This is a genomic window from Paenibacillus zeisoli (assembly GCF_003994465.1).
GTDB lineage: Bacteria > Bacillota > Bacilli > Paenibacillales > Paenibacillaceae > Fontibacillus > Fontibacillus zeisoli.
The window spans coordinates 1,140,650-1,167,635 of record NZ_RZNX01000001.1 but is presented as its reverse complement, the minus strand read 5'-3'; the positions used below and the strand labels follow the sequence as shown (position 1 = coordinate 1,167,635).

Annotated in this window: 20 protein-coding genes; 19 read left to right on the top strand and 1 reads right to left on the bottom strand. The window is 50.9% G+C overall.

Annotated features, from left to right (window positions below; translation table 11 throughout):
* Nucleotides 1–15: 15 nt before the first annotated feature.
* On the bottom strand, nt 16–1,005 hold the full coding sequence (locus tag EJP77_RS05565) for a Na/Pi cotransporter family protein (RefSeq protein WP_127198129.1): 990 nt from the start codon (nt 1,003–1,005) through the stop codon (nt 16–18).
* Nucleotides 1,006–1,132: 127 nt separating this feature from the next.
* Here EJP77_RS05565 and EJP77_RS05560 point away from each other — a divergent pair, with 127 nt between their 5' ends.
* From EJP77_RS05560 to EJP77_RS05470, 19 genes are all read left to right on the top strand, one after another.
* Complete coding sequence (locus EJP77_RS05560) at nt 1,133–2,509, top strand: class I SAM-dependent rRNA methyltransferase (RefSeq protein ID WP_127198128.1); 1,377 nt, start codon at nt 1,133–1,135, stop codon at nt 2,507–2,509.
* Between the two features lie 216 nt (nt 2,510–2,725).
* Nucleotides 2,726–6,280: a helicase-exonuclease AddAB subunit AddB gene (addB, locus tag EJP77_RS05555; protein WP_127198127.1), complete on the top strand. Its 3,555-nt coding sequence runs from the start codon at nt 2,726–2,728 to the stop codon at nt 6,278–6,280.
* A complete protein-coding gene (addA, locus tag EJP77_RS05550) occupies nt 6,277–10,182 on the top strand; it encodes a helicase-exonuclease AddAB subunit AddA (protein WP_127198126.1) in 3,906 nt (1,301 codons plus the stop codon). The genes addB and addA overlap by 4 nt, the downstream gene beginning before the upstream one ends.
* A 45-nt stretch (nt 10,183–10,227) precedes the next feature.
* Nucleotides 10,228–11,412, top strand: a complete 1,185-nt coding sequence (locus EJP77_RS05545; protein WP_127198125.1) for an exonuclease SbcCD subunit D — start codon at nt 10,228–10,230, stop codon at nt 11,410–11,412.
* On the top strand, nt 11,409–14,834 hold the full coding sequence (locus EJP77_RS05540) for an AAA family ATPase (RefSeq protein WP_127198124.1): 3,426 nt from the start codon (nt 11,409–11,411) through the stop codon (nt 14,832–14,834). The genes EJP77_RS05545 and EJP77_RS05540 overlap by 4 nt, the downstream gene beginning before the upstream one ends.
* 159 nt (nt 14,835–14,993) lie before the next feature.
* Entirely contained in the window at nt 14,994–15,353 is a 360-nt protein-coding gene (locus EJP77_RS05535; protein ID WP_127198123.1) for a histidine triad nucleotide-binding protein, read from the top strand.
* Between the two features lie 136 nt (nt 15,354–15,489).
* Nucleotides 15,490–15,663: a 30S ribosomal protein S21 gene (gene rpsU / locus EJP77_RS05530; protein WP_005547957.1), complete on the top strand. Its 174-nt coding sequence runs from the start codon at nt 15,490–15,492 to the stop codon at nt 15,661–15,663.
* A 16-nt stretch (nt 15,664–15,679) separates the two neighbouring features.
* A complete protein-coding gene (locus EJP77_RS05525) occupies nt 15,680–16,123 on the top strand; it encodes a GatB/YqeY domain-containing protein (protein ID WP_127198122.1) in 444 nt (147 codons plus the stop codon).
* A 143-nt stretch (nt 16,124–16,266) separates the two neighbouring features.
* Nucleotides 16,267–17,607 carry an NfeD family protein gene (locus tag EJP77_RS05520; RefSeq protein ID WP_127198331.1) on the top strand — a complete coding sequence of 447 codons (1,341 nt, stop codon included), beginning with the start codon at nt 16,267–16,269 and terminating at the stop codon, nt 17,605–17,607.
* Nucleotides 17,608–17,682: 75 nt separating this feature from the next.
* A complete protein-coding gene (gene floA, locus EJP77_RS05515) occupies nt 17,683–18,678 on the top strand; it encodes a flotillin-like protein FloA (protein WP_127198121.1) in 996 nt (331 codons plus the stop codon).
* Between the two features lie 12 nt (nt 18,679–18,690).
* Nucleotides 18,691–19,266, top strand: a complete 576-nt coding sequence (locus EJP77_RS05510; RefSeq protein ID WP_127198120.1) for a hypothetical protein — start codon at nt 18,691–18,693, stop codon at nt 19,264–19,266.
* A 151-nt stretch (nt 19,267–19,417) separates the two neighbouring features.
* Nucleotides 19,418–19,711 (top strand): sporulation protein YqfC, encoded by a 294-nt coding sequence (gene yqfC, locus EJP77_RS05505; protein ID WP_127198119.1) that lies wholly within the window; start codon nt 19,418–19,420, stop codon nt 19,709–19,711.
* Nucleotides 19,708–20,889, top strand: a complete 1,182-nt coding sequence (gene yqfD / locus EJP77_RS05500) for a sporulation protein YqfD (RefSeq protein ID WP_127198118.1) — start codon at nt 19,708–19,710, stop codon at nt 20,887–20,889. Before yqfC ends, yqfD begins: the two co-directional genes overlap by 4 nt.
* A gap of 6 nt (nt 20,890–20,895) precedes the next feature.
* The gene (locus EJP77_RS05495) at nt 20,896–21,867 is read left to right on the top strand and encodes a PhoH family protein (protein WP_127198117.1); all 972 of its coding nucleotides are present in this window, start codon (nt 20,896–20,898) and stop codon (nt 21,865–21,867) included.
* Between the two features lie 81 nt (nt 21,868–21,948).
* On the top strand, nt 21,949–24,240 hold the full coding sequence (locus tag EJP77_RS05490) for an HD family phosphohydrolase (protein WP_127198116.1): 2,292 nt from the start codon (nt 21,949–21,951) through the stop codon (nt 24,238–24,240).
* A complete protein-coding gene (ybeY, locus tag EJP77_RS05485) occupies nt 24,212–24,709 on the top strand; it encodes an rRNA maturation RNase YbeY (RefSeq protein ID WP_127198330.1) in 498 nt (165 codons plus the stop codon). The genes EJP77_RS05490 and ybeY overlap by 29 nt, the downstream gene beginning before the upstream one ends.
* Complete coding sequence (locus EJP77_RS05480; protein WP_127198115.1) at nt 24,709–25,083, top strand: diacylglycerol kinase family protein; 375 nt, start codon at nt 24,709–24,711, stop codon at nt 25,081–25,083. Before ybeY ends, EJP77_RS05480 begins: the two co-directional genes overlap by 1 nt.
* Before the next feature lie 750 nt (nt 25,084–25,833).
* Nucleotides 25,834–26,733, top strand: coding sequence for a GTPase Era (era, locus tag EJP77_RS05475; RefSeq protein WP_127198114.1), 900 nt, complete (start codon nt 25,834–25,836; stop codon nt 26,731–26,733).
* Nucleotides 26,734–26,835: 102 nt separating this feature from the next.
* Nucleotides 26,836–26,973 carry a YqzL family protein gene (locus EJP77_RS05470; RefSeq protein ID WP_127198113.1) on the top strand — a complete coding sequence of 46 codons (138 nt, stop codon included), beginning with the start codon at nt 26,836–26,838 and terminating at the stop codon, nt 26,971–26,973.
* Nucleotides 26,974–26,986 lie beyond the last annotated feature (13 nt).

Sequence of the window (26,986 nt, the reverse complement as noted above, 5' to 3'; positions counted from 1 at the left end):
GAATCCAGGAACGGTTTAAGCCGCATTGCCAGCTGGAGGAAGGTCTTTGCCTGCTTTCCACACGGGCAGGTAGCAGATCGGCAGGGCAAGAACGGAACAGACAACATTAAATACAGTCTGGCTGTGGGCAATTTGGGAGGCTGGATCATTCGTTATCCATGCCGAGACAGCCTCCAGACTAGGAATCAAAGGAAGGAACAGGACGGCTCCTCCCAGATTGAGGATAATATGTGACCAGGCCACAAAGCTCCCTGAGCGGGTACCGCCAATGGAAGCGATCAGCGCGGTGACACAGGTCCCGACGTTGGAGCCAATCACCATGGCGATACCCAATTCTACAGGCAGTGCGCCTGATCCTACAAGGGTCATCGTCATCCCAATCACAGCGGCGCTGCTGTGGACCAGAGCTGTTAGAATAGCTCCTGCGGCTGCTCCCCAAAGCAGGCTGTCTGAGGCCTTTCTGATGAGCCAGTCCAGAATTCCGGCAGCTTCAAGTGCTGGACTAACCGACTGCATCCACTTGATAGCAATCAGGATTAAGCTGAAGCCTGCGGCAGCGAGAGCGCCGTATTGAACTGCTCTAAGCTTAACAGTAAAGTTTCGTCCAGATCCAAGCTTGTCCTCAATCAAGATCGAGGCTGCCCAGAGTGCGGAAGAGATGATAAGCAGCGGCATGCCGATTTGGGTGAAATTAAAGGCGATGAGTTCAGTAGTCAGACACGTGCCGATGTTCCCTCCGAGTATGATTCCAAGCGTGCGTGCATAAGTAAGGAGGCCCGCATTCACAAGTCCGATTGTCATTACTGTGACGGCCGTACTGCTCTGCAGTACGGCGGTGACCAAGGTGCTGAACACCATCCCCTTCAAGGGTGTTGTCGTGGATGCGTTCAGCAGCTTGGTCAGCAGAGGGCCTGCCCATGCCTGAAGGGCGGACTCCATAATTTTCATACCGAACATAAAGAGGGAGAGTCCGAGTGTTAGTGGAATCATAATTTCACGCAGCAGCAGGATGAATCCCTCCTTCTGTTGTTCTGAGCCTCTATTGTTAGGCTATGCGTGGAGTCATACGAGCATGACAAGCCATTCTTGGGCTATATTATATTTTAATACGAATAAATTGGAGTGATTTTTGGTGGCATCTGTAATCTTGTCGCGCAGCCGGAGAAAAAGGCTGGAACAGGGACATCCTTGGATATTTAGCAATGAAATCGAGACGATTGAGGGTGAAGCTCAGCCGGGCGAACTCGTTGAGATTCTGAATCATCAGCGCAAATATTTGGCGACGGGTTATTACAACCCTAAGTCGCAGATCAGTGTCAGAGTGGTGTCCTATCGACCGTTAGAAGAAATGGACGAGGCATTTTTTACAAGAAGATTCAAAGAGTGTCTTCAGCTGCGTGAACGCTTTGTGGAAGAGAAGGCTTACCGCCTTGTTTATGGTGAAGCAGATTTCCTGCCTGGGCTGGTTGTGGACCGCTTTGGCGATGTGCTCGTCATCCAGGTGCTAACACTTGGAATGGATCTTCGGCGGGAGCAGATTGTGAAGGCACTGGTCCAGGTTATACAGCCTATCGGAATCTATGAACGCAGCGATGTCAGCGTCCGGGAAATGGAAGGCCTGGAACAGATCAAGGAGCCACTGTACGGCACCTGCCCACGTCATGTGACGGTGATGGAGAATGGCCTGATTATTTCTGTAGATATTGAAGAGGGCCAGAAGACAGGTTATTTCTTCGATCAGCGTGAGAACCGCGCCTCCATCGAGCCGCTGATGACGGGCTGGGGAGCCCGCAGTGGAATTACTCTTCAGGAGGTTGCAGGAGATACAGATGAGACTAGATTGGTACCTTTTAACAGTAAGGGCAAAGAAGTTACATTCCCTTACTGGGATGGGGCTACAGTGCTTGAATGCTTCTCCCATACGGGAAGCTTCACCCTTCATGCCTGCAAATATGGGGCGAAGAAAGTCACCTGTCTGGATATCTCGGCCCATGCGATTGAAAGTGCCAAAGCCAATGTGGAATTGAACGGATTCGGAGAGCGGGTGGAGTTCGTCGTTGCCGATGCCTTCGATTATCTACGTGAACAGGTCAAAGGCGTAGATGAGCGTAAGGTTCGGGCCCAGGCTTCAGAGAGCAAGGCTGATACTTCCGTACCTATGACGGCCGCAGGAGGACGTACCTGGGATGTTGTCATTCTGGATCCGCCAGCTTTCGCCAAGACAAAGAGCGCGGTTAAAGGAGCTACCCGGGGATATAAGGATATTAATCTGCACGGGATGAAGCTTGTGAATGAAGGCGGTTATTTGGTAACAGCCAGCTGTTCATACCACATGCGGCCAGAGCTCTTCCTGGAGACGATTCTCGATGCGGCTGCTGATGCCGGCAAGGTACTCCGTCTGGTGGAGTGGCGGGCTGCTGGAAAGGACCACCCGCAGATTCTGGGTGTTGAGGAAGGACATTACCTGAAGTTTGCCGTCTTCGAGGTTCGAAGCAAAACGAATCTCTAATCTAGGCCACCTAAGTATTATTTCTATAAGCTACCTAAGCTAAGAAAAGCATCCAACCAAGGGTGCTTTTTTTTGTTGTTAAGGAGAACTTGAGCGATAGCTCAAGGCAAATTTTACAAACATACGTTCTCTGAATTCGCTGCTCTATGTGATATAATAGGAATCATATTTTGTCCGTGAACGAATTAACGGATAATGGGGCGGGAGGCCTGGAGAATGTCAATTCAATTTATTATTGGCCGATCGGGCAGCGGGAAGAGCAGCCTGGTGCTTGAACAAGTTCGAACAAGACTGCGCGAGGACCCTTCGGGGCCTCCGATCATCATATTAGTTCCTGAACAAGGAACATTTCAAATTGAACGGGCTCTGGTAGGGACCGAAGAGCTGAAAGGTACGATTCGTGCTCAGGTGCTCGGCTTCCGCCGACTAGCGCTTAGGGTTATGCAGGAGACTGGTGGTTCAGCTCTGATACCCATTAGTGACGAGGGGAAAAGGATGCTGCTGTACAAAATCATGCGGCGACGCAGAAGCGAGCTTAAATTATACAAGAATGCGGGCGATCAGTTGGGGCTGATTGACCGTTTGAATATTTTATATACCGAAATGAAGAAGTACATGGGGGATGCTGCAGCGCTTGAGGATTACTATTCCCAGCTGCGGGAGGATGAAGGGGAATCTCCGCTGCTTAAGGACAAGCTGCATGATCTATCACTGCTCTATAAGGAGTTTGAAGAAGAGCTCTCGCATCACTACGTCGACGCCGAGGACCATGTGACCAAGCTGGCTGAGGGAGCGGAGAAGTCTGAGTTTTTGAGAAATTGTGAAATTTGGATTGACGGCTTCTATACGTTCACACCCAAAGAATATGAAGCGATTGGACAGCTCCTGAAGAGTGCTTCCAAGGTCCGGATTTCGCTCACGCTGGACAAGCCTTATGATCACGGCACGCAGCCTCATGAACTGGATTTATTTCATCCTACAGCACTGGCTTACATGAAACTACGAGCCTTGGCCGAATCCCTATATATAGATATCGAGGATACAGTGGTGTTAGATGCTAAGCCATACCCACGGTTTGTGCAGAGTGAGACATTGGCTCACTTGGAGTCTGCTTATGAAAAGCGTATCCGTTGGAGGGGCGAGCTTCCCGCAGACTTCTATAGCAGCCTGAGCCTGCATGCTGCACCTGACCGCAGAGCGGAAGTGGAAGAGTCGGCACGTGCCATCGTGAGCCTGGTGAGGGACAAGGGGTCACGCTGGCGGGATATCGCGGTTTTTGTGAGGAATTTAAGCGATTATGAGCACATTGCAGCTTCAGTTTTTGAAGATTATGATATCCCTTACTTTCTTGATCAGAAACGTTCGGTGCTCCATCATCCGCTTGTTGAATATCTTCGCGCTTCCCTGGATGTGGTGCAAAAGTATTGGAAATATGACGATGTGTTCCGCTGCGTCAAAACGGATTTCGTTCTGCCACTAGACGGTTCAATTAATAGAAACGATATGGACACGCTCGAGAATTATGTTCTTGCAAGCGGGGTTCATGGGTCCAGATGGACGGATCAGCGGCCGTGGAAAGGGAGACCGAGTCTGTCACTCGAGACCTCTGCAGATGAGACTTCTGCCGCAAGTGGTATGGAAAGGATCGAGCTTTGCCGCCAAGCGATTGCCAGCCCTTTAGGGGCTTTCGAGAAACGGCTTAAGAAAGGGAAGACCGTACGTGAGAAATGTGAAGCTGTCTACCGGCTTCTCGAGGATATAGAAGCTCCGCAGCGGCTGGATCTGCTTGCTCATCATGCTCTGACGAAGGGACATCCGCAAGAGGCGATGGAGCATAGACAGTTGTGGGGGGCTATCTTGGATCTGCTGGACCAGATGGTTGAAATGATGGGCGAAGAGATCTTAAGCAATGAAATATTTGCGGGGATCCTGGGTACGGGTTTAGAAAGTTTGAAGCTGGCTTTAGTTCCGCCCTCTCTGGATCAGGTTCTTATCGGTTCGACCGACCGGACCCGCACCAGTCACGTGAAGCATGTATTCCTCCTGGGTGTTAACGAAGGTGTGATGCCCGCCCTCATTCAGGAAGAAGGCATTTTGACCGATCAGGAAAGAACCACATTGGCGAAGACAGGAATGCAGCTTTCACCTGGGATCACTCGTCAGCTGCTTGATGAGAGGTTTCTCATTTATCACGCGCTTTCCGCTGCAAGCTGCTCGCTCTGGGTGAGTTATCCGTCTGCTGATGAGGACGGGAAGGCGCTGCTGCCTTCCGAGGTGATTCGGCATATTTACACGATATTTCCTGCGCTGCGCGGGGAGACTCAGGGCTCATTATCCCCAGCTGAAGGAGCCATTGATATGGCGAAAGTAACACACCCTTCCCCGACACTTACCGAGCTGATCGGTCAGCTGCGCCTGTGGAAGACCGGAACGGAAATCGCTCCGGTCTGGTGGGATGTGCTGGAATGGTACCGGTCGAGACCGGAGTGGAGCGCGAAGCTGAACCAGCTGCTCGGTTCACTCGGTTATCGCAATCGAACCCATGCCCTTACTCCGGCTACAAGCCGCAAATTATACGGTAAAAGACTGCGGACCAGCGTCTCCCGGATGGAGCGGTTCGCCTCCTGTCCTTTTTCGCATTTTGCCTCACATGGATTGAAGCTTAGAGAAAGACAACTCTATCGCCTAAAAGCTCCAGATATTGGACAACTCTTCCATGCGGCTCTAAGCTCAATGGCCATCACCTTCAAAGAACAGAATCGAAGCTGGGGCAGTCTGTCAGCTGACGAATGTATCAGAGAAGCCGAAGCGGCTGTTGACAAGCTGGCTCCCAAGCTGCAGGGAGAAATTCTGTTAAGTTCGAAGCGGTACGGTTATATTTCCCGCAAACTTAAGAATATTGTAGGCCGGGCCTCTGTCATTCTGGGAGAACAGTCCCGCCGCGGAAGCTTTGAGCCGATTGGTTTGGAACTGGATTTCGGGCCTGGACGAACGCTTCCGCCGCTTACTTTTGAGCTTCCGAACGGCTGTGTCATGGAGATTGTCGGCCGAATTGACCGCGTCGATATGGCGGAAGGCGAGCAGGGGATTCTGCTGCGTGTCATTGACTATAAATCGAGCCAGACCGATCTTAAGCTTCACGAGGTGTATTACGGCCTCTCGCTCCAGATGCTTACTTATCTGGACGTTATCATCAGCTCGGCGGAAGAGTGGCTTGGAAATTCTGCTGTACCGGCCGGAGCCTTGTATTTCCATGTGCATAATCCCCTGCTTCAATCTGCTAATGGACTTGACCCACAGCAGGCAGGCGCGGAAATGCTCAAACGGTTCAAAATGAAAGGCCTTCTGATGGCTGACAAGGATATCATTTCCCACATGGATGGATTGCTGGAGAAAGGTTATTCGGATATTCTTCCTGTTGCGTTAAAAACAGACGGGACCTTCTACAGCAGCGCTTCTGTAGCCACTCCAGACCAGTGGGACACGCTGCTTCAATCGGTCAGAAATACAATCAAGGGAATCGGAACGCGGATTACCGAGGGAGACGTAGCAATTGAGCCTTACCGGATTGGACAAGAGACGGCATGCACGCACTGTTCATACAGGTCTGTGTGCCAATTTGACGAGACAATGGAAGACAATAAATACAATATGCTGATCAAACCCGGCAAAGAGCAGACCTGGGATCTGCTGGGAGAACGCAGCCGCCAAGAGGATTCTGAATGGCTGTCTTCTGGAGCAGCACGGATTAGAGAGGAGGGACTGGAATGAGCATGCCCAAACCGCCAGGAAGTAAATGGAGTGATGATCAGTGGAACGCCATTTCCCAGTCCGGAGGTAATATGCTGATTGCCGCTGCAGCGGGATCAGGCAAGACTGCAGTGCTGGTAGAGCGGATTATTCGCAAAATATCCAATGTGGAGGCGCCGCTTAGTGTGGACCGTCTCCTGGTGGCGACATTCACCAAAGCCGCAGCTTCTGAGATGCGGGAACGTATTCGCTCGGCACTTGAAGCTCTGCTAGAAGAGGACCCGTCAAATGAGCATTTAAGCCGTCAACTGGCTATGCTTGGACGTGCATCGATTACAACGCTGCACTCATTTTGTCTGGAAGTTATACAGCGGTACTACACCTTAATTCCACTTGATCCCGGCTTCAGAATTGCTTCGGAGAGCGATGTGAAGCTGCTCCGTCAGGAAGTGCTGGAGGAGCTGTTCGAAGAGAAGTATGGAACAGAAGCCGAGGGAGGAGCCTTCCTTTCTTTGGTGGATTGGTTCAGCGGAGAACGCAGTGATGATGCGATGTTCCTGCTGGTCCAGCGGTTATATGACTTCTCCCGAAGCCATTCTTGGCCGGACCACTGGCTTCGCTCTACGGCTGCGCTGTTCGAAATGGCCGATATGAATCAGATGTCTGAAAGCCCATGGGTGAAATCGATCCTTGCAGATACCGTGCTGACTTTGAACGGGGTGCGGGATTTGCTCAAGCAGGCGAAGGAGATCGCGTTATCTCCCGGCGGCCCTGCTCCTTATGCTGCTTCTCTGGATGAGGATCTCGAAGTGGTTGAGGGACTTCTTGAAGCAGCTTCTTATCAGCCATGGGAGAATTTATATCATGTGTTCCAGTATTCAGGCTTCGGTAAGCTGAAGCCCTGCAAGAAGGACCAGACGGACCCCATTCTGCAGGAGCGTGTAAAAGGCCTGCGTGAAGAGGCCAAGAAGACGATCACGGAGCTGCGCGGTCAGCTGTTCGGACGACCGGCCGAGGACTTTGTGGCTGAGCTGCACAAGGCTGCTCCACTTATGAATGAGCTGGCAGAGTTAATCATCTCATTTGCTCGAAGGTATCAGGAGGAGAAGCAGGCCAAAGGATGGCTGGACTTCTCGGACCTTGAGCATTACTGTCTGCAAATCCTGAGACACCCGGATTCAACCCCGGAGAATATTATCCCATCCGATGCCGCTCTTGAATATCAAATGCAGTACGAGGAGGTTCTGCTGGATGAATATCAGGATACGAACACGGTTCAAGAGAACATTGTACGTTTGATTTCTACAGCGACCCCCGGCAACAGGTTCATGGTCGGTGACGTGAAGCAGAGTATTTACCGCTTTAGACTGGCGGAGCCCGGATTATTCCTGGACAAATACCGAATTTACGGCCCGGATTTCTCGGGAGAGGGACTCCGAATTGATCTGGCACGCAATTTCCGGAGCCGGAGAGAGGTCGTTGGCGCGGTCAATTATTTATTCAGACAGATGATGAATGAAGGTGTGGCGGAAATAGCCTATGACACCCGTGCAGAGCTTGTCTATGGGGAGGGATTTCCGGAGGACTCCCCGGATAGCTCCGGTTATCTTCCCGAGCTGCTGCTAGTTGACCGAAGTAAGACGGACACGTCGTCAGAAGAGAGCGCAGCGGAACTGAATCCGGAAGATGAAGGAAATGCGGAAGACGCAGCCGAGCTGGAAGCGGTTAGGCTGGAAGCCCGCCTGATTGCGGCGCGCATTCATGAAATGATGGGGGAGAACGGCAAGCCGCTGTATATCTTTGACAAGACGTTACAAGATCACCGTCCCGTTCAGTACAGGGATATGGTGATCCTGTTAAGGTCAACGCTCTCCTGGGCCCCGGCCATGATTCAGGAGCTGCGGCTTGAAGGCATACCGGCTTATGGTGAACTTAGCCAAGGCTACTTTCAGGCATCCGAAGTGGAGATTATGCTGTCCCTGCTTCAGGTTATTGATAATCCCCAGCAGGATATCCCGCTGGCCTCTGTTCTTAGATCTCCGATCTACGGATTGACGGAGGAGGAACTGGCTGGAATCCGATTAGCAGCCCCAAATGGAGGCTTCTACGAGGCGGTTCAGGCGACCGCTGCGGACGAATCGTCCAGCGATGAGCTGTCCCGCAAGCTTGGCAGATTCCTTGTCCAGCTTGAAGGCTGGAGAACTGAAGCCAGACAGGGCGAGCTTGGAAAGCTGATCTGGAACATTTACAGAGAGACAGGATATCTGGACTGGGTTGGAGGTCTGCCAGGCGGAGCGCAGCGTCAGGCCAACTTAAGAGCGCTCTATGATAGAGCGCGGAATTATGAGCAGTCCACCTCTTCCCGTGGGTTGTTCCGCTTTCTACGTTTTGTCTTCAGGCTGAAAGAAAATGGCGGCGATTTCGGTGCTCCAGGTACGGGCAGCGACCAGAATGAAGGTATTCGAATCATGACGATTCATAAGAGTAAAGGACTTGAATTCCCTGTCGTGTTCGTTGCAGGTCTATCCAAGATGTTCAATAGACAGGACATGAATGCTCCTTTCCTGATGCATAAGGAGCTGGGGTTCGGTCCGAAATTCGTTGATGCGGATACACGGGTAAGTTATCCAACACTTCCTAACCTGGCCATTCGCAGACGTGCGAACATGGAACTGCTGGCTGAAGAAATGAGGGTACTCTATGTCGCTCTTACTCGTCCAAAAGATAAGCTAGTGCTGGTGTCTGCTGTTAAGGATCTGCCCAAGGCAGCAGCAGTCTGGAGTCAGGCGCTCCAGAATGGAGATGAAATGCTTCCAGACTACATGCTCGCCCGGGGCCGAAGCTATCTGGACTGGATCGGTCCTGCATTGATCCGGCACCCGGCAGCCTCTGTACTGAGAGAGCTTGCAGACGTTGGTGAAGATACGGGTGCAAGGCTCCCTGCACCATCCCTGAATTGGCGAATCGGAGTCCTCTCATCCCAAACTATGCAGAGACAAGCAGCGGCAGCGTCTGAGAAAGCGGGAGAGACTAGCGATGCAGAAGAAAGAGCAGCACTGCAGGCGCTAATATCCGGGCGTCCTGTTCTAGTCAAGAAAGAGGTTGACCCGAACCTATCCAGCGCTGTTGCTTCCAGGCTGGGTTGGTCGTATCCATTTGAAGCGGCCAGTCAGATTTCTGCCAAGACGACTGTAACCGAGATGAAGGCCTTGCTTGCAATGCAGGATGATCCTCCAGTTAATATCCTGGAAGGTCAGGCCATGCAGGAGGAGGCTAGTCAGCCAGCTGATCCGTCTACCTTCAAGCTTCATCTTCGAAGACCGAAATTCATGGAGCAGCGCAGAATGACACCAACAGAGCGGGGAACTGCTTATCATACGGTCATGCAACATGTTTCTTTTGATGCTGAGAATGCGGAACTTGCAGTTGAAGAGACGATCCGCTGGCTTATTCAGCAGCAGATTATGGCTGCCGATCAGGCGGAAGAGCTGGAGCGGGAGCGGATTATCCAATTCCTGAAGAGTCCGCTTGGACTCAGTCTACGCGAAGCGGAATGGATCAAGCGAGAGCTTGCATTCAGTTACGGAGTACCGGCTTCGGAAGCTTATCCCATGCTGACGGGAGATGGGCAGGATGTTCTTGGTAACGAAACACTCAAGCTTCAAATAGGGCAGGGACTGACTCAAGAAACCGTGCTCGTCCAAGGGATTGTCGATTGCTTGTTCTGTGTCGACGGGAAGTGGATTTTACTTGATTATAAGAGTGACCGTGTGCTGGAGCATCAGGGCGGACTTACCGCCCTTGCTGAGAAATATAGATACCAGCTGGAGCTTTATGCAAGAGCCTTAGAGGAGATTACAGGTGTTCCTATTCATGAGAAATGGTTGTATTTCTTTGATCAGGGGGAGGCCGTGAAATTATAAATACGGGCAGGAATGAATCCTTGCCGGAGAAGAGGAGGGAAGAATATGCGAATTCTGCATACTGGAGACTGGCATCTTGGAAGAACGCTTGAAGGGCGCAGCCGGCTAAGTGAGCAGGAAAAGTTCCTGGATGAGCTGGTGCAGCTTGCCAAGGATACCAAGGCCGACCTGATTATGATGGCGGGAGATGTCTATGATAGCGTCAATCCCCCAGCGGCTGCGGAAATGATGTTCTATGATGCAGCGGCGAGGTTAACCGAGGATGGCAGACAAATGGTTGCCATTGCAGGCAACCATGACCAGCCTGAGCGGGTAGCCTCCGTGACGCCGCTGGTTACCCGCAGCGGGATTACGCTGGTAGGACTTCCTTCGTCAGAGCCCATTCGGCTGAATGCAGCCCGAACTGGAGAGTCAGCAGTCATTGCAGCACTGCCTTATCCATCTGAAGCAAGACTCGGCGAGCTCCTTGCCGGTCAGGTGGATGAAGGAGAACTGAGATTGGCTTATAGTGAACGGGTTGGACATTTAATGCGCCTTCTGGGGCAATCCTTCAGCAAGAACACAGTGAATCTGGCGATGAGCCATATCTATGTCTTGGGAGGCGTGGAATGTGATTCCGAACGTCCGATTCAGATTGGCGGCGCCTATACCGTAGATCCTGCCGCACTGGATATAGGAGCCCAGTATACGGCACTAGGGCATCTCCACCGTGCCCAATCCGTTAAAGGGAACGGCTTGATCCGGTACAGCGGTTCACCGCTCGCCTACAGCTTCTCTGAAGCTGGACAAGCCAAGTCGGTGATGCTCATAGACGTTGTACCTGGGGGGACACCGGTAACTGAAGAAATCTACCTGCGGAGTGGAAGGCCGCTGGTTCGCTGGACCTGTACGGGCGGACTTGAAGAGGTTCACCGCTGGTTGGATGACGGGCGTGATGCGGATGCATTCATAGATTTGGAGATTCGCCTCACGGAGGCGATGTCACTTGGGGATATCCAGTTACTTCGTAAATCACGCGAAGGAATTATTCATATCAGACCGGTGTATCCAGGCCGGGAGATTGAACAGACGGCCGCTGGGCGCTCACAAATGCCGGTTCATGAGCTGTTCCGCAAATTCTACCAGCGCCAAAGCGGCGGAGCTGAGCCGGAGGAGGAGCTGGTGGAGCTGTTTATGCAGCTTGTTGCTGAGGATGAACACCCTGCTGGCTTGGAGGGAGACGCATCATGAAGCCAATTTCTCTTAAACTCTCAGGTCTGCAAAGCTACCGTGAGCCTCAGGAGGTAGATTTCACAAAGCTGTGCGAGACCGGGTTGTTCGGCATCTTCGGTCCTACCGGCAGCGGTAAATCCACTCTACTCGATGCCATTACACTTGCTTTATACGGCAAAGTGGAGCGCGCAGTAAATGGTACGCAGGGCATCATGAATCACTCGGAAGACAGCCTCTTTGTTGCATTTACCTTTGAGCTGATGTCTGCTGAAGGGGCGGAATGTTACCGGGTAGAGCGCAGGTTCAAGCGAACAGGGGATGTCTCCGTCAGCAATACGATTAGCCGTTTTATTCAGGTTCTGCCGGAAGGGGATCAGGTTCACGCTGACAAGCTGGCCGAGGTCACCCGCTGTGTAGAGGAGAAGATCGGACTTAAGATGGATGACTTCACCCGGGCCGTAGTGCTCCCGCAAGGGAAATTCGCGGAGTTCCTATCTCTAAAAGGCAGTGAACGCCGGCAGATGCTTCAGCGCTTGTTCCATTTGGAGAAGTACGGCGATCACCTGGGGATGAAGCTCAGCCGTAAGGTCAAAGAGACTGACAGCCGGCTTAAAGAGCTTGCTGCAGAGCAGCAGGGGCTGGGTCTGGCTTCAGAGGAAGCCCTGCAGGAAGCCGCCGGGCGCCTGAAGGCGGCTGCTGCGGAAGCGGAGCTGCGCCGGCGTGAGCTGCTGGAAGCCGAGCGCCTGTACGAGCAGCTCTCCAAGCTGCGCGAGCTTGGCGCCGAGCTGCATCAGCGCAAGCAGTCGCTCCTGCAGCTGCAGGAGCAGAGCGGCGAGATCGCGCAGCTGGAGGCGCGGCTTGCGCTAGCCGCTGCAGCCGAGCAGCTGCGTCCGGCGCTCGGCGCGTGGCATGACGCGAGGCGTCTGGCTGCGGAGCGCCAAGTGACCGCGCAGCAGGCGATGGCGGCCGCTGCCGAGGCGGAAGCTGCGGCAGCACAGGCTGCTGTAGCGGCTGAATCTGCCCGCCAAGCGCTGGTGTCTGAAGAGCCAGGTCTGCTTGTCCGGCTCGATCAGCTTGAACAGGCAAAACAGCTTCAGACTGAGCGGGATGCGGTGAAGCTGGAATCAGCTGAACTGGAATCCAGGCTCCAAGAGGCTGTCCGCTCTCTTCAAGTTCATACGGAACAGATTGCGAAGGAAGAGCAGCTTCTTGCTAAAGCGGTTCAGCGTCGTCAAGAGCTGGAGCAGCGGCTTAAGGAAGTGGAGGTCCCTGCTGTCCTAAGACGCAAAGTACAGGCGGCTGCATCGCTTAAGGAGCGGTTCACACAGCTTATGGACCGGAGAACCAAAGCAGACAACAACTCCACTGAGCTTAAGGAGCGTCTGGTTAAAGCCCGGAAAGCACTGGATGAAGCCCAGCAGCTTGAAACCGTAGAAATCGGAAATCGCCATCAGGCTGCCGTGCAGGCTGCAGGATTAATAGAGACATTTATTAGTCTGATGCAGGACAGCCAGCATATGCTTAACGGTCTGGAACAGCGGGAGAATACCCTTCGTCTCGCCGTGAAATCACAGGAATTGCATTTATGGTCTGCGCGACTTGCAGAGCAATTGATTGACGGCGAAACGTGCCCTGTCTGCGGTTCGGATCACCATCCTGCCCCGGCTGTACACATCTTGGAAGAAGCTAAACAGCTTGAAGCTGAAATGGAACAGATTGCAGCTGGTCTGCCTTCACTTCGGGACATGAAATACAGTCTCTCCAGTGGGCTTGGCACCTGCCAGGCACTAATGGAATCCCTGAGTCCAGCGGCTACATCTGCTGAGGCTGATCCTCTGCTTCAGGCTGCTGCCTCGCTGCAGGCATTGGATCCGAATTACGAGTCCGATGCATCGAAGACGTATGGCGAGTGGCAAGTAGATCTGAATAAAGCTCGGAAGGAAATGCAGACGGCTCAGGCGTTCCTTGAAGACCTTCAGCGAGAGGTGAAAAGAGTCCTTGGCAGCCACGCTGCTCTTCAACCCCGGATTGCGGGTCTAAATGCGGAGCTTAGCTCTCTTCAAAGTCAATATGACCAGTCCCTTCAGCTGCTGGATGAGTTCACGCGTGAACAGAAGGAGCTTAAAGATAGGTGGAGCAAGGAACTGCCCGAGTATTCACTGGCCGATACAGATCGGCTGGTCGGGGATATCCATGAGAAGGATGCCGTGTCTGACGATGTGAAGAAGAGACTTGAGGTCAGCGGTCCCTTTATTGAAGAGAAGACCACCCTGCTTCGCACATTGACGCAGGAAGCGTCTGAACTGGACAAGCAGCGGGTGCAGTGGCAGACCCAGCTTGCCGGCAAAAGTGACCTGTTGAAAGAGAAGGAGGAGCGCCTCCATGCTATAGTGGGGGATGAAGCGGTCGGCAAGCTGCTCCAGGATGCAGCGGACCGTCTTGATCTGCTGCGAAGAGAGGCTGCGGCCCTCCAGAAGCAGCACATGACAGCGGATCAAGCGAATCAGGAGACCGCCAAGATAGGAGCCGCCGCGCAGCAGACTTCAATCTCAGCTCTGGAGCAGGAGCAGCAGCTTCGAATCCGATTTGAGCAGCAATTGGAGCTAAGTCCTTTTGCCCGGGAGGAAGAGACTGAAGCGGCTCTGCTGGACTCTGAGACAAGAGAGAAACTGGAAGAACGGATAACCGTTCACCGCGACCTTGAGCGTGATCTCACGATTCAGACGCGCGAGCTGGAATCCAAACTAGGAGGCAGACAGCTTCAAGAGGATGAATGGGAGGATTGCAAGTCAAAACTTGCTATGAGCAAGGAAGCGGATGAGAAGGCGGTACAATCCAAAGCAAGAGCCGAGCGTGATCTTGAGGATATCGAGGTGCGTCACATCCGCTGGAAAGAGCTTGAATCCGATCGGATCAAGCTTGACCATTCTGCTAATCTGCTGAGCAAGCTGCAGTCCAGCTTAAGAGGTAATGCCTTCGTAGAATATGTGGCTGAAGAACAGCTCATGAACGTCAGCCAGGCCGCCTCACAGCGGCTAAGAGACTTGACCAAGCAGCGTTACTCTCTGGAGACGGATTCGGGAGGCGGGTTCATAATATGTGATGATGCCAATGGCGGAATCAAAAGACCGGTATCTACATTGTCCGGCGGGGAGACCTTCCTGACCTCTCTAGCCCTGGCCCTAGCCTTGTCGGCTCAGATTCAGCTTAGAGGGCAATATCCTTTACAGTTCTTCTTCCTCGATGAAGGCTTTGGTACGCTGGATCCGGAGCTGCTGGATACGGTCATCACTTCGCTGGAACAGCTTCATCATGACCACCTTGCTGTAGGCGTCATCAGCCATGTTGCTGAGCTAAGAGCGCGGCTTCCGCGTAAGCTGGTGGTTCATCCGGCAGAGAATGCGGGACAAGGTTCCCGTATTATGATAGAAAATTTGTAAGCAGCCTTATGAATGACAGGCACATGCAGCGCAGGATTGATGCCTGCGAAGCATGTGCTTCTTTTTTGGGCTGATTTTCGGTATGATAAGTGTAGTTGAGGAACTGACGGTCTCGTCCTGCTTCTAAGGCGAAATCAAGAAAAGGAGGTTACGACTACGATGGATTGTTTGTTTTGTAAAATTGCCGCAGGCCAGATCCCTTCCAACAAAGTGTATGAGGATGACCAATTTCTGGTATTTCATGATATCCAACCTGCGGCGCCTACCCATGTTCTGATCATACCGAAGAAGCATATTGCTACCATGAACGATGTGGCTGCAGAGGATCTGGCGATGATTGGTGAGATGCATAAGGTAGCTCAGAATGCAGCGAAGAAGCTGGGGATTTCGGAGAGTGGTTATCGTCTGATTAATAACTGTGGTCCAGATAGCGGACAGGCTGTTTATCACATTCATTATCATCTTCTTGGCGGGGCGAAGCTTGGGGCACTGACCGGAATTTCCGAGTCACACGCCTAATTTTGGAACATAAATTTAACTGGATATAAAAAAGAAAGTCACTCACGGTTGACACCCTATTTCCTTTTCACCTATAATGAAAGTTGATGAACCGTGTTGTGCTCTTGGACGGTCTGGTCGGAGGGAGGGAAAACTGGTGTCTGAAACTAAAGTTCGCAAAAACGAGACTATTGATGCTGCACTTCGTCGCTTCAAGCGTTCCATTGCAAAAGATGGAGTCTTGGCTGAGGTGAAGAAACGCAAGCATTATGAGAAGCCAAGCGTGAAGCGCAAGAAAAAGTCCGAGGCTGCTCGTAAGAGAAAGTTTTAGGAGGATCTGAACTACCATGAATCTTAGCGAGCGATTGAACGAAGATATGAAGCAAGCGATGAGGAGTAAGGATAAGTTCAAGCTCTCCACCATTCGAATGGTTCGTGCAACGATTAAGAATCTTGAAATAGATTTGAAAAGAACTCTGGACGACAACGAAGTGCTTGATATCCTAAGTCGTGAGATCAAACAGCGCAAAGATGCCCTCCAAGAATTTCAAAAAGCAGGCCGTGATGATCTAACTGCTCCTTTGGCAGAAGAGATCAAGATAATTGCCGAGTATCTTCCCGAGCAACTTTCTGAAGAAGAAATTAAAGTCATTGTACAGCAGACCATCCAGGAAACCGGTGCTTCTTCTAAAGCGGATATCGGGAAAGTAATGAGTGCCCTTATGCCTAAGGTCAAAGGCCTTGCTGATGGCAAACTTGTTAACCAGGCAGTTCAACAGCTATTGCAATAACAAGTACGAAACACCCTCTAGCGATAGAGGGTGTTTTTTGTTAGATGAAACGAAGTATGAAATAATTCGTAGAACATAGTTAATCGGGCTATTAATATTTACATAAGGGAGGGACACAAGTGAACCGCAAGCTGGGACTAAGCATGTATTTCATGATCACGCTGGTGATTGTACTCTTGTCAGGATTCGCTCCGGTAAGCTTGTCTAATGCTGAAGCTGCTCCTGCACCAGCTGATCTCAAGTCAGGAACGGTCTATGTTATCCCGCTGGATCAGAAGATTGAGTCGGGACTGGAGAAATTTCTTGAACGGGGATTTAGGGAAGCAAAGGACCAGGGGGCAGCCCTTATTGTCCTTGAAGTGAATACGCCGGGAGGCCGGGTAGACAATGCGGAGAATATCGGGCAAATGATCGCCGGAAGCCCGATTCCTACGGTAGCTTTTATCCAGGGAAATGCAGCTTCGGCAGGCAGTTATATAGCCCTGCACGCGGATAAGATTGCCATGAGACCGGATAGCGCGATTGGAGCCGCTGCGCTCGTTGATGCTTCAGGCCAGGCGGTGAACAGTCCCAAGGAGATTGCTTATTGGAAAAGCAAGATGAGTGCGGCCGCGGATCTTCAGCATCGCAATCCCCGAATCGCGGAGGGGATGGTCGACCCATCTATCACGGTAGAGATGCCGGAGATTAACCGAACCAAGGAGAAGGGCCAGATTATTTCATTAAGCAGCAGAGAAGCACTGAAGGTAGGTTATGCCGATACCCTTGCTGACAGCACGGAAGAAGTTATTCATTGGATGGGGTACAATGGCGAAGATACCATTCGTGTAGAGAGGACACTGGCGGAGAATGTGGCAATATTCCTCACGAACCCGATTGTGATGACGATTCTTCTATTTCTGGGGATTGCAGGAGTAGTCATCGAGCTTATTGTTCCTGGTTTTGGAGTTCCTGGAATACTTGGAATTACGGCTTTCGGGCTGTATTTCTTCGGCAATTATATTGCTGGATTCGCAGGTCTAGAGACAGGCGTATTGTTCCTAATCGGTCTGGTGTTAATGGCGCTTGAGCTGTTTGTGCCGAGCTTCGGGATTCTTGGAATACTGGGGTCGGTGTGTCTGGTAGCCGGTGTAGTCCGGGCGGCTTACGACACTCAGCATGCACTAGAGACACTTGGAATTGCTTTTGCTGCTGCGCTGGTGGTTATTATCATCGTCGTGTGGATTTTTAAAGAACGTGGGGTATGGAATCGCTTCATACTTCGTGACGAACTGACCACGGATAAGGGGTATAGCTCTGTAACGGAGCGAATAGATCTCCTTGGCCTCGAAGGAATCAGCCTTACTCCACTTCGTCCTGCCGGGACGGCTGTAATTGGATCTGAACGCATTGATGTCGTGACCGAAGGCGGATTCATTAAAGCAGACGCTTCCGTAAAAGTAATTAAGGTAGAAGGAACTAGAGTAGTGGTTGCAGAAGTCTGATACATGGGGATTATGGAATGAGCCAAGCTCATCCCTATGACTATAAATAATAGACATTAGGAGTTGATACGCTGTATGTTGGATTCTTCATTTGTTGGAATACTGCTCATTGTGGTGATCGCCATTATTGTACTGAGCGTCTTCCTGAGCTTCTTCCCAGTGATGCTGTGGATATCCGCACTTGCGTCGGGAGTCAGAATCAGTATATTAACCCTGGTTGCCATGAGGCTGCGCCGGGTTACCCCGGCTCGGATTGTCAATCCTCTCATCAAAGCACACAAAGCGGGTCTGGGTCTCTCGATTAACCAGCTCGAGAGCCATTATCTGGCCGGTGGTAATGTGGACCGGGTAGTCAACGCCTTGATTGCTGCCCAACGGGCAAATATTCCGCTGGAATTCGAGCGGGCTGCCGCAATCGATCTCGCGGGCCGTGATGTGCTTCAAGCCGTTCAGATGAGCGTTAATCCGAGAGTCATTGAGACTCCAGTAGTAGCTGCCGTTGCGAAAGACGGGATTGAGGTTAAAGTTAAAGCACGTGTTACTGTGCGTGCGAACATTGACCGGCTTGTCGGGGGTGCGGGTGAAGAGACAATTATCGCGCGTGTTGGTGAAGGTATCGTTACCACGGTAGGTTCGAGTAACTCGCATAAAGATGTACTGGAGAACCCGGATTTGATTTCCCGTACCGTTCTTAATAAAGGTCTCGACGCAGGCACTGCATTTGAGATTCTCTCAATCGATATTGCGGACGTTGATGTGGGTAAGAATATCGGTGCTTTCCTTCAGACAGAACAGGCTGAAGCAGACAAGCGGATTGCTCAGGCGAAAGCTGAGGAGCGCAGAGCTATGGCAGTAGCTCAAGAACAGGAAATGAAGGCGCGGGTTGTCGAGATGCGTGCTCGCGTAGTGGAGTCGGAATCCGAGGTTCCTCTTGCTATGGCAGAGGCTCTCCGGGGCGGTAAGATCGGCGTGCTTGATTACATGAATCTAAAGAATATTGAAGCTGATACCAACATGCGCAGTTCCATTGGCAAGCCGGATGAATCTTCTACAACCAAGGATGACGAATAGGCGGTGCTCTAAATGAATGATCTGCTGGAATGGGTGACGAGTCATCTATATCTGGTTATCGTTATCGGATTTGCGGTCTTGTCTATGCTAGGCAAGAAGGGCAAGCCAGGAGGCTCATCTAACCGGATGCCCACCTTCGGGGGAGATCCGAGCAGAGAGCTTAATCGCAAGCGGCAGTCCGATCAGACGGGTACTCACACTTCTCAGACATCTGGGCGTGCTGTGGGGCCTAACCAATCGTCAGATCAGAAGCTGGAAGAATGGGGTAGAAATATTCTGTCTCCCTCAACTGCCGAAAGCTGGTCACAACATGAAGAGAATTCTATCGGCCAAAAGTCTGTGGAGATTGAAGAGGGCCGTGAGGCAGCTGAAATTATTAGTTTGCAGCGCAAGCTCGAACGGCTTGAACGAACCAATCGTTCACTTGTCCGTGAACTGAAGCGTAAGAAGGACTTAAATCGCCAAGCTTCGAACACCTCAGCTGAAAGATCACCTTCGCTGACTTCAAGTCAGCTGGCGAATGGGGTTATCTGGGCTGAGATTCTGGGGGAGCCGCGTGCAAAGCGTCCATATAGGTATAGAAAATAAGATTTGTGGGCTGATTCCATTGGGATCAGCCCTTTTTCTTTTTATAACTAAATATCCAGATCAAGCTCTCTTCCCCTGAAAAAAGATTCCTGACTCTCATAAATCTGCATTCCCTCGCATATTTTGTACAGTATGGGAAGGAGGACTGCCGATGAGCCGTTTCACCCGCAAACTACGCAAATGGTCGGTCGATATTCTCGACCTCCCTCAGGATCTCGTATTTGACCTGCCAAGGCTCACGATGGTTGGCAACAAACAGTTATTGATTGAGAATCATCGCGGTGTCCTGCATTTCTCACCAGATCAACTGAGACTGGCACTTCCTGAAGGGTCCCTTACGGTAGCAGGAAGCCGTCTCGTAATCAAAGCGATCATGCCTGAAGAGATTCTCATTGAGGGTGATATAGCAGCAATTCAGTATCTTGGAACGGGGGAGAAACGATGAAGACACCGGGATTAACCAAATTACGCGGTTCTGTAAAGGTGACTGTTCGTGGCGGGCACATTGAAGCTTTTGTGAATGAGCTGGCCAGAGAACGGATTGAAGTCTGGAACCTCAAATCAATAGGTCCTAATCGGCTCGAGATGGAGGTTGTGATCTCCGATTATTACCGGCTTCGCCCGCTCCTCAAGAAGACAAGCTGCCGAGTGCATGTGGATCAAAGAGAGGGGCTACCCTTTTTCTGGAACCAGGTATTTAAACGCAAGTGGTTTATCGCGGGTTTTGTTCTGTTTTTCCTAATGATCTACGGATTTTCTTCGATGGTATGGGATATTGAAGTGAAGGGGAATGTTAAAATTCCAACCGAAGATATTTTGCTTGCTGCCAAGGAGGAGGGAATATACCCGTTTCAGTGGATTTCTCGGCTGCCTGAACAGGACAAGCTCTCCAAGGATTTGACAAGAAAGCTCAGTGGAACTTCCTGGGTCGGCGTTTCAAAGACAGGTACCAAGGTTACGATTGAAGTGGTGGAGGCAGCCCAGCCTAAAAATACGGAGCTGCAAAGCCCAAGAAGTCTGGTCAGCAAGACGGATGCGGTCGTTACACACATTTTTGCGGAACGTGGACAGCCAGAGGTTTCGAAGAATGATCGAGTGACAAAGGGAAGCGTTCTTATTTCAGGAATCCAGGGCGAACAAGCAGTTGTAGCAAAAGGAGATGTTCGAGGGCTGGTCTGGCATGAATATACAATAGAGGCACCGCTTGTCCGCAAGCAGAAGGTTTATACGGGCGAGAAGAAAGAGAAGGGATATCTGTATTTCGGCAGTACAGCGATTCAGATCTGGGGCTATGGTAAGGTGAGTTATGAGCAATCTCAGACCCTTACCCAGATGGATCCGTTGACCTGGAGGAATTGGAAGCTGCCTATAGGCTGGATGTCCGAGGATGTGATGGAGGTAACGGAGCTTGAGACTAAACAATCTGTGGAACAGACGGTAATCCGTGGACTTGAAAGAGCTAAGCTTGATATATTGGCGAAAAACGGCGCAGATGCTCAAATTGTACAGCAAAAAATTTTGCATGAGAAGACAGACAATGGTAAAGTTTATATGAAAGTGCTTTTTGAAGTGGAACAGAATATAGCGGAAGAACTTCCGATAGTTCACCATCAAGGAGAATGAGGCTATTTGTCAGAGCAAACCGTAAGCACCAAGATACCGCTGCAAAGTGCAGCAGAAGGGCTGTCTTTATTCGGCCCGCAGGATACGTTCCTTAAGCTGGTTGAGGAGAAGGTTGAAGTACAAGTGGTTTCGCGGGAGTCCGAGATTACGATTCGCGGAGAGAGAAGGAACGTGGATGTGGTTCAGCAGTTGTTTGAAGTCCTGCTGCAGCTCATTCGTAATGGTTACATTCTCACCGAGCGTGATGTACTGTATGCGATAGATCTTGCTCTCGATTTGCGCGCCGATCAACTGCTTGATTTATATAAAGGTGAGGTAGCGATCACTTACAGAGGCAAGCCGATCCGCGTGAAGACGATTGGGCAGAAGCATTATGTCACAACCATCAAGAAAAGAGACGTTGTCTTTGGAGTAGGTCCGGCTGGTACAGGTAAGACATATTTGGCGGTAGTTCTTGCCATCACAGCGCTGAAGGAAGGTTCAGTCAAGCGGATCGTGCTCACCAGACCTGCCGTAGAGGCTGGTGAAAGCCTGGGCTTCCTTCCCGGTGATTTGCAGGAGAAGGTAGATCCATATCTGCGCCCCTTATATGATGCACTGTACGATGTTATGGGACCTGAACAGACGGCTAAGGCGCTGGAGAGAGGGCTCATTGAGATTGCTCCGCTCGCTTACATGCGCGGCAGAACGTTGGATGACGCTTTTGTTATTCTGGATGAAGCCCAGAATACGACTCCTGAACAAATGAAAATGTTCCTTACCCGTCTCGGTTTTGGTTCTAAAATGGTAATTACGGGGGACGTTACCCAGATTGACTTGCCTAGGGGCAAGAAATCGGGATTGGTTGAAGCCAAGTCCATTCTTAAGAATATTGATGAAATTGGCTTCGTTTATTTCGATGAATCGGATGTTGTACGTCACTCCCTTGTTCAGAAAATCATTATTGCTTACGACCGGGCTGCAGAGAATCAGGAATAGCAGCAGGAGAGCAACCGTCGATCTAAAGAGAGAAATCCCACAAATAATCAGGTACTTTCAGAAGATAGAGAGGGCTGTTCTATGACCTCGAAGGAAAAGTCGAAAAGCAGTACATTTCAATCCAAAACGGCAGGATGGAAACATAGCGTACCTGTACGCTATGTTCTGTTTTTGCTGTTTGTTGTTTTATTTTATGTCAGTCTGGCTCCAAAGCTGCTGCCTGAACGCTACAATATCGTAATTGGGCAGCCAAGCGATAAAGAGATCCTGGCACCTGTCCAGATTCCCAATAACAAAGCTACGCTCAAGGCACAGGAGCAGGCAGCCGAGAAACAGAAGGATATATACAAAATCGTGCCGCTTCGTAATGAAGTGCTCGTAACCCAGCTTCTAGACCGGATTCTTCGTCTGAATCAGGATGATCAAGTCTCAAGAGAGGACAAGATCTCGATCTACCGGCAGGAGCTTCCTAGCAAGGTTCAGGAATATACGCAAAATTTTATTATGATCAATAAGCTGTCCTCCATCTATTCTGAATCTCTGCTGGAAGAGATGAAGAAACGGATCAATGAGCAGGCTTATCATATTTCTGAAGAGACATTTATCAAAATTCCGCGTCTTACGCCCGAAGACATCAGTGAGATGAAGCCAGTAGCGAAAGACATTGTAGCCCGGTTGACGGGGGATCAGGTTACCGAGGCACCTTCGGTACGCGCCAAAGTAGCGGAGCAGGTCAGCTCCAGCATGCTGAGTAAACGAATTTCCCGTGAGGTAGCTCAGGAGCTTATTCGTCTTGTAATTACACCTAATAACTTCAGGGATGATGAAGCGACCAAGGAAGCCAAAGTGCTGGCTAGAGAGAGTACCGAACCCGTGTATATCAAACAGGGCGATGTACTTGTTGCCAAAGGTGAGCGTATTACCGAGGAAATGTACAACCTGCTTGACCAGAACGGGCTTCTTAAGGATGAAGTCAATTACCGGCCTCAGCTGGGACTGCTGCTGATGTCGCTCCTCTTGGGTTTTGGACTTATTATGTACATGAGGCAATCCGAGGGGGCTGCCAGGTTTAAATATAACAATGTGCAGCTGGTTATGCTGTTGTTGATTTTTGCAATCACCATTCTGTCGATCCACGTGGTTAATATTTTGCAGAGCCCTCAGCGCCCTTACATTGGCTATTTGGCTCCGATAGCTACAGGAGCGATGTTGATTACGCTGCTGATTGATATCCCGCTGGCATATATCAGTTCCATCGTGCTTGGAATTCTGGCTAGTATCATTCTGAACAGTCATCAGGGACAGATTTTTGATTTCTATTTCGGTTTCTTTGCGGTCATTATCTCGTTCGTATCCATATTCTCGATTCACCGTGCCAGTCAGCGCTCCACAATTTTGAAAGCTGGCATTATGGTCTGCCTGTTTGGATCATTATCTGTATTTACGCTTGTTCTACTTAATGAGAACGGCTGGACCCAGTCAAACACGCTGTACGCGATTGGGTTTGCTTTTGCCGGAGGGCTCCTAACCACGATTCTGGTCATTGGTCTAATGCCGTTCTTCGAGGTTTCGTTCGGAATTCTGTCCGCTCTCAAGTTGGTGGAGCTGTCCAATCCCAATCACCCGCTCTTAAGAAAGCTGCTCACGGAGACGCCGGGAACCTATCACCATAGTGTTATGGTCGGCAATTTGTCCGAAGCGGCCGCTGAAGCCATTGGTGCGAATGGACTTCTCTGCAGGGTGGGGTCGTATTATCATGACATCGGTAAGACCAAGCGTCCAAGCTATTTCATTGAGAATCAGAACAATATGGAGAATCCGCATGATTTCATTGATCCGAAGCTGAGTAAGTCGATCATAGTAGCCCATGCGAGGGACGGGGTTGAAATGCTTAAGGAATACAAGCTTCCTAAGCCGATTCGGGATATCGCCGAGCAGCATCACGGAACTACATTCCTGCATTTCTTTTATCACAAAGCGCTCAGAATTGCTGAGGAGCAGGGGGTAGAGCCCGATTTTACGGAGACAGATTTCCGTTATCCGGGTCCGAAAGCACAGTCTAAGGAGGCCGCGGTTGTCGGGATTGCCGATAGTGTTGAGGCCGCTGTAAGATCGCTTCGCAAGCCTACGGTAGAGCAGGTCGAATCCATGATTGAGAAGATAATAAAAAGCCGTCTTGACGACCATCAGTTCAATGAATGTGATCTGACGATGCGGGAGCTAGATGTGATCGCCAAGACTTTGATGGAAACGGTTATGGGTATCTTCCATTCCCGGATCGAGTATCCAGAGGATATTAAGAAGCCAAAAGGAAATGATGAGAAGGACAAGGGGCGTGAAGCGAGTGGGTCTGAAGCTGGCTTGGAACAATGAACAGGAAGATTTTGAAATCAGTCAGGAATTGATAGAATTACTTGAAAAAGCTCTGGATATTGCAGGTGAAGCTGAAGGGATTGCTGAAGGAGAGGTTGACCTCACGTTCGTCAATAACGAAGCTATCCATGAGCTGAACAAGGAATACCGGGGGATTGACCGGCCAACGGATGTATTGTCTTTTGCCATGAATGAATCCGTGGACGAGGAGCCGGAAATTCTGTACGAGCTCGAAGAGGGTCAGAACCTGGATGATATTCCTGATGTGCTCGGAGATATTATTATTTCCGTAGAGCGGGCTAAAGAGCAAAGTGAGGAATACGGGCATTCGCTTGAGCGGGAGATCGGCTTTTTATTCGTACACGGTTTCCTGCATCTGCTGGGTTACGACCATCAGGATGAAGCCAGCGAAGCGGAAATGATGGCCAAGCAGGAAGCCGCCCTCTCACAGGTCGGCCTCGTACGCTAATGAAGCGAAGTCATACATGGAGTTCCTCATTCCGTTATGCATTTGAAGGCATAGGGTACGGGCTCAAAACACAGCGCAATTTACGCGTTCATGTCTTTTGCGCGGTGCTGGCGGCCGGTGCGGCCGCCTTTTTCCATTTCACTCCGGTCAAGTGGGCTATTCTGCTGCTTACGATCGCACTGGTTATTGCTCTGGAGCTAATCAACACCGCCATCGAGTCGGTGGTCGACCTGGCAAGCCCGGATCTCCATCCTTTGGCCAAAGCTGCCAAGGACACCGCCGCCGGCGCCGTTCTCGTCTCAGCGATCTTTGCTGTGATCATCGGCATTGTCCTGTTCTACGCCCCTGTGCTCGAGTGGGTAACTGCTAAATAACCAAAAATATAAGACGAGCTTGAAATTATAATATATGTACGGTCGTAACTACGAGGATACTTGGACTTTCGGCCGCTGTTGTCTCCAGATTTCTTGAACTATAAGCATAGCGGTTGAAATCCGGAGACAAAGCTTATGCTTCCGATGCAGCTTTCTTTCAGAAAGCTTGTAGGCGATCGCGTTCGCTCCTACAGTTCCAAGCTTCCCCTCCGTTACGCCTTTTGATATGTTGTTTTTCTAAGCATTTTAGGTAGATAACCACCAGAACGAAGATCTGTGCTCGAACAAAAGCGCATCCCGCAGGGACAGCGCCACCGCGCACGAACGGCGCACCCCCGCATGGGTTTGTGCGCCGAACAAGAGCGCATCCCGCAGGGACAGCGCCACCGCGCACGAACGGCGCACCCCCGCATGGGTTTGTGCGCCGAACAAGAGCGCAGCCCGCCGGGACAGCGCCTCCCAGCACGCACAAACACAAAAACGCTCCCGCCGGTGCACTGCAAGTAAAGCGTGTCCCGAAGGGACGACAAGCGGCTTACCGCACTTATTTCACAGGTACCGGCAGGAGCGCCGAAAGTAAAGCGGGCCCCGCAGGGGCGGCAAGCGGCTCATTGCCCCAACAGCAGCCCAGGCGCACCCAACTACCCCCATTCCGCCAAACCACAGGGTGTCCAGAGGGCAGAGCCCTTGGGGCCCTCCCTAAGCAGGGAGGGTTTGGGTGGGTATGAAACTACAAAAGGAGCACTCCAAATGAAACCTAAATTCAAATCCGGCTTCGTAGCCATCGTCGGGCGTCCCAATGTAGGCAAATCGACATTAATGAACCAAGTCATTGGGCAGAAAATTGCCATTATGTCCGACAAACCTCAGACTACCCGCAACAAAATTCATGGTGTCTATACGACTCCGGAGATGCAAATTGTATTCCTGGACACGCCAGGAATTCATAAACGCCAGTCCAAGCTGGGTGACTTCATGAATCAGACAGCTCTTAACACCCTGGGCGAGGTGGAAGCCGTGTTATTCCTTGCCGATGCCTCAGAAGGGTTCGGGGGCGGTGACCGGTTCATTATCGAGCGTCTCAAAGGGATCCGTACACCGGTCATTCTAATCCTCAATAAAATTGACAAAATAGAGCCCGAGCAGCTGCTTCCTCTAATTGAGGAATACCGGAAGCTGAATGATTTTGCGGAGATTATTCCGATCTCTGCGATGCATGGCAACAACGTCAACACTATGCTTGAGCAGATCACCAAATATTTGCCGGAAGGTCCTCAGTATTATCCTGAAGATCAGATCACGGATCACCCGGAGCAGTTCGTATGCGCGGAGCTGATTCGGGAGAAGATTCTTCTGAATACTCGTGAGGAGGTCCCGCATTCCATTGCGGTCACGATTGAGGATATGAAAGTGGAGGGAAATGGGGTAGTTCATATCTCCGCGGTAATTTTTGTTGAACGGGATTCGCAAAAAGGCATTATTATCGGCAAGCAAGGCGCCATGCTTAAGGAAGTGGGACGCTTGGCCCGTAAGGATATCGAGAATCTCCTAGGCTCAAAGATCTTCCTGGAACTATGGGTTAAAGTGAAGAAGGATTGGCGTAACCAGGACCGGGTTCTAAAGGACCTTGGATTCCACAAGAACTCTTAGGGTAATTGTATACTGGGAGTTATTGCAACACATAGATCGGATTCCACAGCACATCCTAATCTCGTAAATGCAGCGTCATTTTCGAGGAGAGGATGAGTACGTATGCGTGATTTTTCGTGGAATTATTTTTCGAACAGTGGAGATGTAGATGCTTACCTGCTTTACAAAGCGGCCACGGTTCATGCAGAACAAGAGCCGGAGGTCGTGGATGAATTGATCCTTGAAGAGGAAGCGAATTAATCGCTTGTGAACA

Bases quoted from the DNA above. Each gene is read 5' to 3' on its own strand.
- addB (WP_127198127.1), top strand. From the start codon at position 2,726: ATGTCAATTCAATTTATTATTGGCCGATCGGGCAGCGGGAAGAGCAGC.
- addA (WP_127198126.1), top strand. From the start codon at position 6,277: ATGAGCATGCCCAAACCGCCAGGAAGTAAATGGAGTGATGATCAGTGG.
- EJP77_RS05545 (WP_127198125.1), top strand. From the start codon at position 10,228: ATGCGAATTCTGCATACTGGAGACTGGCATCTTGGAAGAACGCTTGAA.
- EJP77_RS05540 (WP_127198124.1), top strand. From the start codon at position 11,409: ATGAAGCCAATTTCTCTTAAACTCTCAGGTCTGCAAAGCTACCGTGAG.
- EJP77_RS05535 (WP_127198123.1), top strand. From the start codon at position 14,994: ATGGATTGTTTGTTTTGTAAAATTGCCGCAGGCCAGATCCCTTCCAAC.
- EJP77_RS05525 (WP_127198122.1), top strand. From the start codon at position 15,680: ATGAATCTTAGCGAGCGATTGAACGAAGATATGAAGCAAGCGATGAGG.
- EJP77_RS05520 (WP_127198331.1), top strand. From the start codon at position 16,267: ATGTATTTCATGATCACGCTGGTGATTGTACTCTTGTCAGGATTCGCT.
- floA (WP_127198121.1), top strand. From the start codon at position 17,683: ATGTTGGATTCTTCATTTGTTGGAATACTGCTCATTGTGGTGATCGCC.
- EJP77_RS05510 (WP_127198120.1), top strand. From the start codon at position 18,691: ATGAATGATCTGCTGGAATGGGTGACGAGTCATCTATATCTGGTTATC.
- yqfC (WP_127198119.1), top strand. From the start codon at position 19,418: ATGAGCCGTTTCACCCGCAAACTACGCAAATGGTCGGTCGATATTCTC.
- yqfD (WP_127198118.1), top strand. From the start codon at position 19,708: ATGAAGACACCGGGATTAACCAAATTACGCGGTTCTGTAAAGGTGACT.
- EJP77_RS05490 (WP_127198116.1), top strand. From the start codon at position 21,949: ATGACCTCGAAGGAAAAGTCGAAAAGCAGTACATTTCAATCCAAAACG.
- EJP77_RS05480 (WP_127198115.1), top strand. From the start codon at position 24,709: ATGAAGCGAAGTCATACATGGAGTTCCTCATTCCGTTATGCATTTGAA.
- era (WP_127198114.1), top strand. From the start codon at position 25,834: ATGAAACCTAAATTCAAATCCGGCTTCGTAGCCATCGTCGGGCGTCCC.
- EJP77_RS05470 (WP_127198113.1), top strand. From the start codon at position 26,836: ATGCGTGATTTTTCGTGGAATTATTTTTCGAACAGTGGAGATGTAGAT.